This window comes from Bacteroides sp. AM44-19 (genome assembly GCF_003603395.1).
In the GTDB taxonomy this organism is placed as follows: domain Bacteria; phylum Bacteroidota; class Bacteroidia; order Bacteroidales; family Bacteroidaceae; genus Bacteroides; species Bacteroides uniformis.
This window is the reverse complement of the sequence record NZ_QTNB01000005.1, coordinates 209,758-221,574: the sequence shown is the minus strand read 5'-3', so window position 1 is coordinate 221,574 and position 11,817 is coordinate 209,758. Positions and strand designations below refer to the sequence as shown.

16 protein-coding genes and 8 tRNA genes are annotated in these 11,817 nt (G+C 41.1%); 2 read left to right on the top strand and 22 right to left on the bottom strand.

Annotated features, from left to right (window positions below; translation table 11 throughout):
- The 18 genes from DW947_RS21595 to DW947_RS10335 form a co-directional block, all read right to left on the bottom strand.
- Nucleotides 1-171 carry a hypothetical protein gene (locus DW947_RS21595; protein ID WP_007854272.1) on the bottom strand — a complete coding sequence of 57 codons (171 nt, stop codon included), beginning with the start codon at nt 169-171 and terminating at the stop codon, nt 1-3.
- Between the two features lie 113 nt (nt 172-284).
- On the bottom strand, nt 285-743 hold the full coding sequence (locus tag DW947_RS10405) for a hypothetical protein (RefSeq protein ID WP_004326772.1): 459 nt from the start codon (nt 741-743) through the stop codon (nt 285-287).
- 101 nt (nt 744-844) lie between these two features.
- Nucleotides 845-1,408, bottom strand: a complete 564-nt coding sequence (locus tag DW947_RS10400; RefSeq protein ID WP_118422667.1) for a hypothetical protein — start codon at nt 1,406-1,408, stop codon at nt 845-847.
- 23 nt (nt 1,409-1,431) lie between these two features.
- Complete coding sequence (locus DW947_RS10395; protein ID WP_008775834.1) at nt 1,432-1,827, bottom strand: hypothetical protein; 396 nt, start codon at nt 1,825-1,827, stop codon at nt 1,432-1,434.
- Nucleotides 1,824-2,354 (bottom strand): hypothetical protein, encoded by a 531-nt coding sequence (locus DW947_RS10390; RefSeq protein WP_004326776.1) that lies wholly within the window; start codon nt 2,352-2,354, stop codon nt 1,824-1,826. The genes DW947_RS10395 and DW947_RS10390 overlap by 4 nt, the downstream gene beginning before the upstream one ends.
- A 3-nt stretch (nt 2,355-2,357) precedes the next feature.
- Complete coding sequence (locus DW947_RS10385; protein ID WP_004326777.1) at nt 2,358-2,681, bottom strand: hypothetical protein; 324 nt, start codon at nt 2,679-2,681, stop codon at nt 2,358-2,360.
- A 2-nt stretch (nt 2,682-2,683) separates the two neighbouring features.
- Entirely contained in the window at nt 2,684-3,058 is a 375-nt protein-coding gene (locus DW947_RS10380; RefSeq protein WP_005794411.1) for a hypothetical protein, read from the bottom strand.
- Between the two features lie 19 nt (nt 3,059-3,077).
- Complete coding sequence (locus DW947_RS10375; protein ID WP_005794414.1) at nt 3,078-4,271, bottom strand: hypothetical protein; 1,194 nt, start codon at nt 4,269-4,271, stop codon at nt 3,078-3,080.
- A 37-nt stretch (nt 4,272-4,308) separates the two neighbouring features.
- The gene (locus DW947_RS10370) at nt 4,309-4,716 is read right to left on the bottom strand and encodes a hypothetical protein (RefSeq protein WP_004327383.1); all 408 of its coding nucleotides are present in this window, start codon (nt 4,714-4,716) and stop codon (nt 4,309-4,311) included.
- A 27-nt stretch (nt 4,717-4,743) separates the two neighbouring features.
- The gene (locus DW947_RS10365) at nt 4,744-5,367 is read right to left on the bottom strand and encodes a hypothetical protein (RefSeq protein WP_005794419.1); all 624 of its coding nucleotides are present in this window, start codon (nt 5,365-5,367) and stop codon (nt 4,744-4,746) included.
- A gap of 93 nt (nt 5,368-5,460) precedes the next feature.
- Nucleotides 5,461-5,542, bottom strand: a tRNA-Tyr gene (locus tag DW947_RS10360).
- Between the two features lie 6 nt (nt 5,543-5,548).
- Nucleotides 5,549-5,633 (bottom strand) — tRNA-Ser (locus DW947_RS21590).
- Between the two features lie 73 nt (nt 5,634-5,706).
- Nucleotides 5,707-5,778: transfer RNA gene (locus DW947_RS10355), tRNA-Glu, on the bottom strand.
- A 5-nt stretch (nt 5,779-5,783) separates the two neighbouring features.
- A tRNA-Gln gene (locus DW947_RS10350) sits at nt 5,784-5,854 on the bottom strand.
- A gap of 5 nt (nt 5,855-5,859) precedes the next feature.
- Nucleotides 5,860-5,932, bottom strand: a tRNA-Trp gene (locus DW947_RS10345).
- Between the two features lie 7 nt (nt 5,933-5,939).
- Nucleotides 5,940-6,012: transfer RNA gene (locus tag DW947_RS10340), tRNA-Asn, on the bottom strand.
- Between the two features lie 79 nt (nt 6,013-6,091).
- Nucleotides 6,092-6,164 (bottom strand) — tRNA-Phe (locus DW947_RS21585).
- A gap of 65 nt (nt 6,165-6,229) precedes the next feature.
- Nucleotides 6,230-6,302: transfer RNA gene (locus DW947_RS10335), tRNA-Met, on the bottom strand.
- A 348-nt stretch (nt 6,303-6,650) separates the two neighbouring features.
- Between DW947_RS10335 and DW947_RS10325 the strand changes: the two genes are divergently transcribed.
- Nucleotides 6,651-8,285 (top strand): terminase large subunit domain-containing protein, encoded by a 1,635-nt coding sequence (locus DW947_RS10325; RefSeq protein ID WP_117928582.1) that lies wholly within the window; start codon nt 6,651-6,653, stop codon nt 8,283-8,285.
- The gene (locus DW947_RS10320; protein ID WP_119958493.1) at nt 8,282-9,778 is read left to right on the top strand and encodes a phage portal protein; all 1,497 of its coding nucleotides are present in this window, start codon (nt 8,282-8,284) and stop codon (nt 9,776-9,778) included. Before DW947_RS10325 ends, DW947_RS10320 begins: the two co-directional genes overlap by 4 nt.
- A gap of 198 nt (nt 9,779-9,976) precedes the next feature.
- Here the strand turns inward: DW947_RS10320 and DW947_RS10315 are convergent, their stop codons facing one another.
- From DW947_RS10315 to DW947_RS10300, 4 genes are read right to left on the bottom strand one after another with little or no spacing between them, the layout of a single operon-like run.
- Nucleotides 9,977-10,231: a hypothetical protein gene (locus tag DW947_RS10315; protein ID WP_005794429.1), complete on the bottom strand. Its 255-nt coding sequence runs from the start codon at nt 10,229-10,231 to the stop codon at nt 9,977-9,979.
- 29 nt (nt 10,232-10,260) lie between these two features.
- Nucleotides 10,261-11,049, bottom strand: coding sequence for a hypothetical protein (locus DW947_RS10310; protein WP_119958492.1), 789 nt, complete (start codon nt 11,047-11,049; stop codon nt 10,261-10,263).
- On the bottom strand, nt 11,033-11,440 hold the full coding sequence (locus DW947_RS10305; RefSeq protein ID WP_008775841.1) for a hypothetical protein: 408 nt from the start codon (nt 11,438-11,440) through the stop codon (nt 11,033-11,035). Before DW947_RS10305 ends, DW947_RS10310 begins: the two co-directional genes overlap by 17 nt.
- Nucleotides 11,437-11,814, bottom strand: coding sequence for a hypothetical protein (locus DW947_RS10300; RefSeq protein ID WP_118417679.1), 378 nt, complete (start codon nt 11,812-11,814; stop codon nt 11,437-11,439). The genes DW947_RS10305 and DW947_RS10300 overlap by 4 nt, the downstream gene beginning before the upstream one ends.
- Between the last annotated feature and the right edge of the window lie 3 nt (nt 11,815-11,817).

Below are 11,817 nucleotides of genomic sequence, written 5' to 3'. Positions count from 1 at the left end.
CTACTTATAATCATTAATGTTAATTGCTGTTTCTCCATTGCCATACTTATTTTTCCAGCGTTTGGCAGCATCCTCTATTTCGCTTACGGAAGGGGATTTGAAGTTCTTCGTATCGTGCTTCTTTTCCTTGTTGTCCTTGTCACAATCTGTAACCACAATAGACACATCCATTGCCAATAGTTCAATTTGTGCATTTGTAAGTACCCAATAAATACCAAACAAGGGCTTGCTTATTGGAATCCCAAATACTCTCAAAGGCTCTGTCAGCCACGGATAGGACTTGCCTATTTCCCACGTTTGTCCGTAGCTGGTTCGTGAAGGATATGCTCTGCTTCCTCTTTTGTCATTGTCATCATCGTGTCCTTCATCGCGGTCAGATATATGGTAGCAGTCAAGTAGTCTTCCACTGGAATTTTTTTTTTGCCGACGGCTATAACCTTCATCAGCTCATGATCTCCATATTGTTTGATATAAAAGAACCATCGCCACAAGAAAGGATAGAAGAACTTGATCTTCCAATATCCGTTCAAAATGATAGCGGCTGCACATTGGCAACTGATCTTATCATCATTCCCCGATTTCTGCATGGTACTGGTGAATTTGCGTATAGTCCCTCTTTTCAGCCATGAAATACCATATTTCTTTCCTCGGACTTCCACATAGTCCACACTGTCTTCCAACACATCATTCAATAGCCTTTCATCCTCCGGTGTAGGAAGTGTTATGTCATTCTTCTTTGTCATATTTTATCGTGTTTTATACGAAAAAAGGTGGTGGCCGGTATCAAGTAGCTCACCACCTTTTCGCTGATATGAATTTTGCAAAGTGTTATATCCTAAGTTTTTTATTCGGACACTTTTTTACGTAAAATGTAAATAGAGGCACCCTTAGCATCATTCAACGGAGAAACAGATACATTAAAGTACCCCGGCTTATCCTGCTCGCTGACGAAGTTGCTATACCCCTCAACATTCGGTAAGAACAAGGCTGTTTGACGGTCTTCACTACGCATGAAGAGTCCTCCGATTACTTTCTTCGGTTCGATATTGTAACCTTCACCTTCATAAGTCTCACCATCAATGGTAGCAGTCATAGTCACCTTTTCCGCTTTCTTGTTCAGTAACAAGTCATTGATCTTTCCTGCCACGGAAGGTACTTGAAACTGAATATCGGAATCTCCAGCATTAGCAATAGAAGTCCAAGTTGCTCCGGTTGTCAACTTGATCTTGGAAACATCGGCAGCTCCGGTATCAAATGTAACTCCGTCAGAGAGTACCGGCAGCTCCATATCAAAAGCCGCTAAAGTTGCGAGGTCACTATTGACTTTGGACACATAATAAACCTCCTTCATCTGATTAAAGAGCACCTTTAACTCTTCCAGTTTGGTAGTAATAGAAATCTCTGCCATAATCGTATCTTTTTAAGTTTGTGTCATTTGTTTATTATTAGCTTCGCTTGTATTATTAAGGAATGAAAACCGAGTCCGTCATTTCCTCCGGGAAGCAATCGTGGACTTACAGCTGAAAACAATTCCGTCACTATTGGAAATTTTGAAACCACTTCCATTTGCATTTCATCCAAACGGACTGTATTCTCAATACCGTTTGAGCGATCATGCGCAAAAACGTTTATCTGACAGTAAGTGTCTTGGTAGGTACTTCCTTTATCTTGGATAGTTTGTGGCAACCGGATAACAACAAAGTCCTTCATCGCCTTTTGTTCAGCAGCCGGACGATCTGTTATGAAAACCTTTTCACCAATGCCGGTTACTGCATCAGCGATTTGTTTTAATATATCCATACGTCTATAAACTGTCCGTCCCATCATTTCATTGGTTTAAAGTTCTTGAATAATGTATTTTGTGCCCTTTGAAATGTTCCGGTCAGAACATCTGCATTCAACACATTCTCCAAATAGGTTGAATATTCAGTACCCGTGCACATTACTATCTCAAATCCTTTACGTGATTCCGACTTATATCTTTTCAAGAAATCAAAGGAGAATGCTTCGCCATAACCTTTATCAGTTTCTATTGTTCCAGTAAAACGTCTGTTCTGATTATCATAACTGACACCTACAAATGTTTCACCTTTAGTCAGCTTTACTCTCACCGGTTGTTTCATTGAATCTCCACTACAAACGAAATAGGAAAATCTACCGTCCATGAATAATCCGCACGCATAACTGGTTATTGTATTACCCGTAAGATTCCGAAAGCCTGACTTGTTATCAAGTGCATCTTGGATAAGTTCTTCACAGCATTTAGTCAAGACATCAAAGATATATCCTGAAACAAGCTCCTTTGCCTTCCTTATTCCTTCATCAAACAATACTTCATTGCTCCGGTTATCCATGCGTTAATTTTTTGCAAGATTGAAATACACAGTTGTTCCCAAATTTCCGGCATAGCTATCAGTAACCATACATTGAGTGAAAGTGCCTTGTCTGTCCGTGACATCTATCAGATCACCGGCCAATATTCCTTCAACAATTCCGGGAAGGCTCAACAGATAATCGCTCTTTATCACATTATCGGTTTTGAATGTCCGCAAATTTGTACTACCTTCCTTTCGGCATATACCTTCATACAAGATCACCTTCTCACCATCACTGAAAGAATCCTCACCTATAATTCGGTAAACAGTACATTTGTGCGGATGCCGTGGATTATTTACTTTCATACTCAAAAATTGACTATTCTGATTTTAGTGCCCTTTACAACTTCTTCATCCCATTTCTCATACAGTTCTTTCGCCATTTCACGGAGTTGCCGCTTGTCGTATGCACTGGTCTGCCAACCACCTTCCTTATGCTTCCATCCCCCGTCACTGTCTTCGGTATCATTCTTACTGCTTGGAGTGCTTGCACACCACATGTAAATATCGGCAGTGGCAAGATCAAGCTGCCTTTCGGTCAGTTCACTTACCATTGTTCCAAAAGCGATTTTCCGCTTGACAAGAACCCTTTTGAGGGCGTTGTCCGCTATTTCATAAGCAGTTGCGCCACTCAAAAAGTCCTCAATGGTCATATCTTCCGTATGAGAAAGTTCCTCATTCATTCTTGCATGAATTTAAGAATTACACAGTTACAGTAGAGATGAACATATACTGTGGCATTCTCGGCACACACATTTGGGCGGCTTCACTTTCAATATAGATTGAATGTGTTTCAGGATTGGCTCTCTGTGTCAGTTTCAAGCGTCCACCGTCATAAGAAGCAACCTTGTTTGCCTCATATCCCAAAGTCAAAGGCTCCACACCTTGAATAGTACCGATCTGACCTACTGGTATAAAGGCAATATTGGTGGCCTTGAAGTTCTCCACTTGTTCAGTGATAAGATCAGGTTGTCCGTCCGCATCCTTACCGGGCTTGTCAACAAAAGCATAGCTGTCACGTGGCACGATTTCATCCACCTTAACCAGTTTCTTGAAAATGGCTTTCAGGCGGTCTTCATCTTCATTCTGTGCATTGGCAATAACCGTACTATCATCCGTCACAGTCGGATAGAGGGAATGGCCGATACGTTTAAGAACCGTGGTATGAGTCATTAAATCATCCCATAAGTCCTGCGCCAGCTCCATCCTGATCTTGCCCAAATAATGATATTTGCGGCGAATCTCTTTCACTCTGTTCTTTACATCCATAATCGGATCAGAGGCAGAGCCTTGATTTGCCGGAATATGTTCATCCTTAGTCCACCAGCGGCTTGTGCCGGCCAATACTTGATAATGGTTTTCAGGGATATTAAAGTCAATAGTGATACCCTTCAAACCACGTGGGTTGTTATCAGTATCAATAGTGAACTTACCCGTGGAAACAATTCTCATTCGCTGGTGAGTAAGCGCATTGTAGTACGATCCGATAAGACCGTCAGCACTTTCATCAAGCAAGCCCAAGAACACATTCTGCATCTCTTCCGTCAATGCGGACATGCCTACCCGTTGCAACAGCTGCAATTGTTGTCTCACAGTCACACGGTTCAAACGGTAGAACTTCTTTTGAGTCGGGATATTACCCGTCCTTCCTTCGAGTTCTCCCAATGCAGCTTCATAACCCGGACTTTCCGGATCAACGTAAGCTGGCAGCGTTTTCACGCCGAGGCTCGTAATAAGCTGGGAGAAAGTATAATCCAACTTGGTTGCTTCAAATTCAAAACCATCAATTTGAAGTAGGTCATACTTCTCCTTGTAACGGTCAATAAATTCTTGCCAAGTGTCCCCACCAAGCCCATACTCGATAACCTTGTACAAATCAATAGGAAGTGTATTCATACAATTGTCGTATTTTAAATGTTGTTTTCAAATTCTTTTACTGCACCCATACAATTTGAGGAAGTGTAGTAATCTTTTGCAGGATAGCGACCACTTCTTCGTCAAACATGTACTGATAAATCTCTCCGGCATAGACTACTGTCCCACTGGCCTTTGTGTTGCCACTGGCTACAAGAATATCTTCTTGCAAATAACCATTAATGCCAAGAGTGGTAATATCTGATTCAGCCGCCTTGATCTGTGCATCCGTATAAGCGGTGAATGTCTTACCTGAAAGATCAAACTTCACAGCTGTACCGGCAGGAATCTTGCCAACCGCAACCCAATCGGAAATGTTGCTCACCATACCACCGCCCGGATAACGGTGACGGATTTCACGCCACACTTTACGGGCATGTCCGTATTTCACGGTGTTCACATCAAACGTGTTACCCATTGTTCCCATACATTTATTGTTTTAGAGTTAATAATTTCAATTCTTCTTCCAGCCTTCCTTCTTGCCTTTACGTTCAAAGTATCTGCTGGCTGCATTGTGTTGTGTTCCACCTGAACCGTCAGAAGTTCTTGGGGCGGTGCCATAACCCCTGCACGCCTTATATTCTGCATCATATTTCGGCAGAAATTCAGTAACCAGTTCATCCACAGTTTTCTTGGTATCGAAAGTTACCCCTTGTAAGGTCTTGCTCAACACATAATCATCATTCGCTTGTTTGGCCTTCATTGCAGCCGTAACCTTCTTCAACAAATCAGCTTGAACCTTTTTGCTGTCTTCCGCGTCTAAACGTGCTTCCAGTTCTTTCAGTTTCTTCTCCAGTTCATCATCGTTTTTCGGTGGTACCGGTGGAGTTGGAGGTGTCGGGGGAGTCGGTTGGGGCTTATAGTTTTTCTTAAAGTCCTCAACTCTGGTTGCGACATCATGGTTGTACTGTCCTTGCATCCCTTTCAGAAAATTCACAGCCTTGTTCCAATAAGCCTCGTCAGGCTCCGAACCTTCGGCTATGGGATTAAGTTCTACATACGTCTGTAATGTCTGCGGTGAAAAACTGGTTTCTCCAAGTTTCTCACTTAATGTGGATAAGATTTTTTCTTGTTCCATCGTGTTTATTTTGTGTTTATGTTGAATAAAAAAAGAGTCAGACAATGCTTTTTGCATCAATCTGACTCTTTGGTCTTATTTTCCATTTAATAGTGGGCAGTATTGGACTCGAACCAATGAAGACGAAAGCCAATAGATTTACAGTCTATCCCGTTTGCCACTTCGGTAACTACCCGTTTTGCGGAAGCAGAAGGATTCAAACCTCCGAAGCCTTTCAGCTTGCCTCTTTAGCAAAGAGGTGGTATCGTTCACTCACCCATACTTCCAATATGCGACCTACAAGATGTCTCGGTGAAACCACCGCATTTCCCTTGTATTTCGGACGTTATTCATTCTGTGTAGCGTATCAGAGAATCGAACTCTGGTTTCCACCGTGAAAAGGTGACGACCTAACCGTTAGTCGAATACGCCATTTGTTGAGATACAAGGATTTGAACCTTGAATAGCAGAACCAAAATCTGCTGTGTTGCCATTACACCATATCTCAATATGCGCGAAGAGAAGGACTCGAACCCCCGACAATCAGGTTTGGAATCTGACGTTCTTCCAACTGAACTATCTCCGCTTCATTGCGCCCGGTGATAGAATCGAACTACCGACCTTTACATTAACAGTGTATTGCTCTACCAATTGAGCTAACCGGACAATATACCTATACTCACCTAACCTGCGATACCCCATTTCAGCGTACCTGTGGGAATTGAACCACACCGTATAGGTTTTGTGGAAAGAGATGAAATCGAATCACCTTAACCGGATTTTCAGTCCGGCGCATACACCACGTCTGCCATCTTTCCATATTCTCCCTTTATCCCTATACGCCACATCGAAGGGAGAAACAATGCGGCAACTCCAACTATTGTTGCGGAGATTCGACTCGAACGAATGACCTTTGGGCTATGATCCCAACGAGCTACCAGCTGCTCCACTCCGCGATATTATCCTGAAAACTACTTTGTACCCACAATATCCACATTTATGTAGTTCTTGCATCTACGACACTTCACTCTCAATATAACAACACCATTGACATAGCTTATATCAGTTAGTTTCTGACCGCATATCGGACATAAAACTATCTTGTTGTATATTTCCCTTTGATCTGCATCTTTATCCGCACTAATTTTTATCATACTCCATGTTTTCGTTGCAAATATATGTACTGGATTTCTTTTCTCAAAACATTTTTGATATTATTTTCTATTAAAATGTAGAAAATAATACTCTTTATGCGTATTTTTGTACTGCAATATTAGAATCAGAGCTTATAGGCCGGTCTCCACATGTGTAATGTGAGGATCGGTTTTCTTTTTATGGAGAAATATAGTGGAATAAAAACGGTTAATGCCAGTTTGGTGCTTGATTATGAATATATCCAAATGTTAAGGGACGCGGATAGGAAAATTCCTAATCCGAATAAGATAATCGCACAAGGTGGAGGGCAGGAAAACATGCTCTCCACCCCGGCTGATATTACCATCTGTGGGGGATGCCGTGGAGGAAGTAAAACTTTTACTCTTCTTATGGAAACATTGAAAGATATAAAAAATAAAAACTTCCGTTCTGTGCTTCTCCGGCATGAGATAGACGATCTCTCTGATATGGTAGAAACATCATCCACCTTATATGATGATTTTGGGGAATACAACAAGTCCAAAAACGACATGCGCTGGAATTTCTATAAAGGTGGATTTTTAAAATTCAGCTATCATGCTGACACACTTGACGATTTCAAAAAGCGTTTTCAAGGTAAACAGTTCGCATATATAGGTGTGGATGAAATAACCCACATGGAATATCTCAAATTCAAATACCTTATCACTTGTAACCGTAACGCCTTTCATATCCGTAACCGCTTTATCGGAACATGTAACCCTGATCCTGACAGCTGGGTTGCAAAATTCATTGACTGGTGGATCGGAGAAGATGGTCTTCCAATCCCGGAACGTGATGGCAGAGTCCGGTATTGTTTTATGGACGGGGACAATGTTTCAGGTATATATTGGGGAGATACCCGTGAGGAAGTATATGAGCAATGCAAGGATATTATACACGCCTACTGGAAGCCGGAGTATGAGCAATATGGCACACCACAAGAACTGTTTATCAAGTCGGTTACTTTTATTGAAGCAAAACTTTCCGATAATGTAAAACTGATGTCTTCTGATCCGACCTATTTGGCTAACCTTGTCAACCAGTCAGACGAACAACGCGCACGCGATCTTGACGGTAACTGGAAATACAAAGCTGCCGGAGATGATATAATAAAGCTGACTCACATGGAAGCCTTATACCGCAATTCCATGCAGATAGGTGATGGAATACGCCGGGTATCATGTGATGCGGCATTTGAGGGTGGCGACAGTCTTGTCATGTGGCTGTGGGAAGGATGGCATATAAGAGACATATTTGTTTGCAAACTTGACAGCAAGAAAACAGTCGATACCGTAAAAGCGATGCTGGAAGAATGGCATGTAAGAGAAGAATGCTTCACCTATGACCTTAACGGACTCGGACAAATATTCAAAGGCTTTTTCCCGAATGCAATCCCATTCAACAACAAAGAAGCCGTGGAAGAGAAATTCAAATACATCTATGCGAATTTAAAATCACAAGCGGCATATCTGTTCGCACAAAAAATTATCAACCGGGAGGTTTCTATTGAACCGACTCTTCTTGAACGCAAGTTCTCCGGCAAAGGGTTTGAAAAAGTTCCTCTTAGACAGATTCTCGACAAGGAAAGGAAAGCGATACGAAAGGATGAAGACAGTGAAGAGAAAGGCTGGACTATTATCAAGAAGATCATAATGAAAAAATTAGTGGGCCATTCTCCCGACTTCATAGAAGCATTGCTTATGCGAATGATTTTTGAAATTAAACATAAACGCAAACACATAAAAGGTTTAGGATTAATATGATAGCAGAGATTCTTACAAAAAAGCCTTTTGCAAGGGTTACTCCCGAAGGTTACTTGCAAGGCAGGATTACGAGCGATTTAAGAAACGCATCGTTCACAAACAATAGTGATAGGCTGACATGGCAGCTCATTTCGCAGGCTGATTTTATCCGTGAGTTTTATCCTTCAGGGCACAAGATCAATTCGGAATTGTTTTACCCGGATAGACTGAAATATGACGAAGAAAAGAAACGGTTCTTCCGAGAAAAAGTGTTCCGTGCCTCTTTTCCCTTTCAGATGATAATCACCATTCAACAGCTTGTACATCTATGTGGCAATGACATTCATCATGAGCTGACCGATACCAAAGTCGATGAAAGTTCACGGGAAATATTTCTCGAATTTCAAAAAGGGTGGCTGGATAAGAATATGGAGATTGCATTTTACGAATATGCCAAAAGTGTAAAAATAACGGGAGATGCAGCAATCGTATTTTATATGAATGAAGGCAAGGTGTTCACCAAGAATCTCTCCTATTTTGATGGTGACACTCTTTATCCTCACTACGACTCCATAACCGGTCAAATGACACTGTTTGCCCGGCGATACAGCGACTATGACGAAGAGGGAAAGGAACTCATTTCTTGGGTGGAAGTGTGGGACAATAAAAAAATGTACCGTTACCGTCAGGATAAAAGGGGAATAGTCGGAGCAATAAACAAAGTGAAACAGTATTTCGGTATTGAAGGATATACATTAGTGGAAGAACACGATCATGGATTTGCCGAATGTCCGGTTGTATATTATCGGGACAAACACGGTGCCTGCTGGAGCTTTTCACAAGATAATATCGACAAGTACGAACTGGCTATTTCCCATTTGTGTCAAAACAATATGGCATACGCATTTCCGATCATGTTACTTAAAGGTGAAGATGTTGAGATTCAGGGAGATATGTATGGTGCGGTAAAAGCTATCACTATGGGGAAGGATGATGATGCAGGCTTTATGAATCGTCCCGAAGCATCGCAATCATTTGAACTTCAAATTAATACATTACTTAAAATGATTTTTATGGGGAGTTTTGTTGTCATGCCTCCCGAAGTAAAGTCAGGAGATTTGCCGGGTGTTGCTATCAAGCTGATCTATTCACCATCTTTGGAAAAAGCCATGATTGACTGCAAGGAATTTGACGAATCAATAGACAAAATGAAACGGCTGTTCCTGCACGGATATGGAACAGAAAAAGGCCAACTTACCAAATTCCTCAATTTGAAAATCTTTTCGTGGGCAGTTCCATACGTCCACCAAAATGCAGCCGAATTGGTATCGAACTTGGTACAATTAGTCGGTGCCGGTATTTTATCAAAAGAAACCGGCTCGGAAGAATCCGGTTATGGGAAAAACAATGAATGGGATCGTATCATGCGTGAATATAAGGAACAGCAACAAGCTGACTTGCTATATCAACTGAAAATCAAGAAAAATGAAAGTAAAGAGGGTAATGCAAAATGATCTGTACCAAAACGCGGAGCGCGAAAGCAATCTCGTACTCCGCGCTCCGAATCCAATGTAACTATACATCGGAAAAAGCCGCCTCTGCCTACATAAAATAGACAGAGGCTTTACTTTTTCAACAACTTGGTTGATAAGCTTGTGTTATAACAAGTCAACTTCTACATTGCAAATGTAATGAATGAATTGAATATGACACTACTTTCGATACAATTTTTTATTATAAGGCTTTCGAGGATATTTCCGGTTAAGCTTCTTTTGCAGATCATCATTGATACTTTCATTCAGAAGGATTTTAGAGTTTAGCACCCGGACTTCTCCAGTAAGTTCCATAATAGTTTTGGATTGTGTCGCATTTTGTTTTGAAAGTTCAACATTGGCAATAGCCAGTTTGCTGCATTCTGATGCAAGATGATTGAGTTTCTTTGTGCTGATTAATGATAATCCAAACATAATATTCTGATATTTAGTATGTTAAATAATTATATTGCTGATACGGGAACGGCAAAGCATTTACAATGACCGTGATACGGTGGTAATTTGTCCCATTCCACATGAAATCCGACTTCATCGTCACAAATGTTACAAGGATAGGAGCTGCCACGCATGACAAAGAACCCTACGGCTCCACAGGCTTTAGCCTGCAATTCCCAATGCTTCATCCAACCCTCTGCCACAGCATACTCCGTCAAATCTGACAGTGCAGTCCAAGAGCTTACAGTACGTCCTACTCCAAAAGACTCCTGAACACCGAGTCTTGAAATAATCGGATAACCCTTTGAAATAGCTCTCTGTACATGCTCATTAAGCAATGGCGTTTTTACCGACTGCCTGATAGATGAAAGTAGTTTGTCTTTGGAAAGGTTCAGTAGTAATCCAGCGGCAATGGCCGTTTCAACCTCCTTTGAAAACCGGTCAACATATTCTCTTGCGCGTTGCGTGAAGGTTTTGCCGTATGATTCTCGCGTTATACATGTTATGATTGCATCCTTATTATCCTCATGTGTCGCTACTGCCAAAGTATAAGTATAGTCTTCAATTATTTCAAGAAGGGATAAAATAATGGCATCCACCTCCTCCTGCAACTGTCTGTTTGCTGAAAAACGGAACAGTTCAGGGCTGATTTTGTACCGGTATGAAATATCTATAATTTGCTTTGCCGCCTCGTTCATTACAATTTGAAGATTGGTACGCATGGATAGCTCCGCATCCAGACGTTGACGGAGGTATTCTTTGGCCTCTTCAATTTCCTTATCAGTCGGTACCCTCATTTTTATGTTCCTCCTTAATACTTTCCTTTATGCTATTCATGTTTCTTTCTTCTTCCAGTATTTTGGCATCATCTTCCGGTGATACTGGTTTCTGTAAGCCTCGTAGCCGTTCAGTAAGATCAGAGTAGCTTTTAAAAAACTCTTCCATAAACTTAACATCGGGGGTTGCGTTACTAATAAGGAAACAGACTTTGATCCATGTTTCCAAATATTCGCGAAGTTCCTTATTGTTGGCTAACTCCCGAATCCGGGAGAACATTCCGTTGTCATCCCGAAAACGCATACTCCAAAAACCTGACACTGCCTTAATGCTGATCCAGTCATGTTCACTACCATTATCCCTCGTAACAATAAAGTTACCTACCTGAATACCATTTGTTTTTTTGCTCATAATCCTATTTTTAATTTACGTTCAAATCTATCTCCAAGATTAAAAAAGTATTCCTTACCATAAGAGTTTATACGTTCTTCATCCGATGATACTTTATTCATTTCATAAATCAAACAACTATACCTATCATCATCAGGGAGAAGCCCTTTGCATTCTTCTCTGATATAAATATGATGCTTCCCATTTACCCAATAAAATTCAGAGAGAAATCCACCAAGAAGCATTTCAATCATTTTTTTGTGTCTGACAGACAATTCTCCTTGCACTGCTATATCCATTGCAATGCTCTTACCTTCTATTGTCTTCAATTCACATGAATAGTTCAAGGCTCGAAGGATAGACATCAGCTCAACACTCAACTCTATGTGATTCATATT

Excerpts from the sequence above, each read along its gene's own strand:
- DW947_RS21595 (WP_007854272.1), bottom strand. The coding sequence starts at position 171 with ATGGATGTGTCTATTGTGGTTACAGATTGTGACAAGGACAACAAGGAA.
- DW947_RS10405 (WP_004326772.1), bottom strand. The coding sequence starts at position 743 with ATGACAAAGAAGAATGACATAACACTTCCTACACCGGAGGATGAAAGG.
- DW947_RS10400 (WP_118422667.1), bottom strand. The coding sequence starts at position 1,408 with ATGGCAGAGATTTCTATTACTACCAAACTGGAAGAGTTAAAGGTGCTC.
- DW947_RS10395 (WP_008775834.1), bottom strand. The coding sequence starts at position 1,827 with ATGATGGGACGGACAGTTTATAGACGTATGGATATATTAAAACAAATC.
- DW947_RS10390 (WP_004326776.1), bottom strand. The coding sequence starts at position 2,354 with ATGGATAACCGGAGCAATGAAGTATTGTTTGATGAAGGAATAAGGAAG.
- DW947_RS10385 (WP_004326777.1), bottom strand. The coding sequence starts at position 2,681 with ATGAAAGTAAATAATCCACGGCATCCGCACAAATGTACTGTTTACCGA.
- DW947_RS10380 (WP_005794411.1), bottom strand. The coding sequence starts at position 3,058 with ATGAATGAGGAACTTTCTCATACGGAAGATATGACCATTGAGGACTTT.
- DW947_RS10375 (WP_005794414.1), bottom strand. The coding sequence starts at position 4,271 with ATGAATACACTTCCTATTGATTTGTACAAGGTTATCGAGTATGGGCTT.
- DW947_RS10370 (WP_004327383.1), bottom strand. The coding sequence starts at position 4,716 with ATGGGAACAATGGGTAACACGTTTGATGTGAACACCGTGAAATACGGA.
- DW947_RS10365 (WP_005794419.1), bottom strand. The coding sequence starts at position 5,367 with ATGGAACAAGAAAAAATCTTATCCACATTAAGTGAGAAACTTGGAGAA.
- DW947_RS10325 (WP_117928582.1), top strand. The coding sequence starts at position 6,651 with ATGTGTAATGTGAGGATCGGTTTTCTTTTTATGGAGAAATATAGTGGA.
- DW947_RS10320 (WP_119958493.1), top strand. The coding sequence starts at position 8,282 with ATGATAGCAGAGATTCTTACAAAAAAGCCTTTTGCAAGGGTTACTCCC.
- DW947_RS10315 (WP_005794429.1), bottom strand. The coding sequence starts at position 10,231 with ATGTTTGGATTATCATTAATCAGCACAAAGAAACTCAATCATCTTGCA.
- DW947_RS10310 (WP_119958492.1), bottom strand. The coding sequence starts at position 11,049 with ATGAGGGTACCGACTGATAAGGAAATTGAAGAGGCCAAAGAATACCTC.
- DW947_RS10305 (WP_008775841.1), bottom strand. The coding sequence starts at position 11,440 with ATGAGCAAAAAAACAAATGGTATTCAGGTAGGTAACTTTATTGTTACG.
- DW947_RS10300 (WP_118417679.1), bottom strand. The coding sequence starts at position 11,814 with ATGAATCACATAGAGTTGAGTGTTGAGCTGATGTCTATCCTTCGAGCC.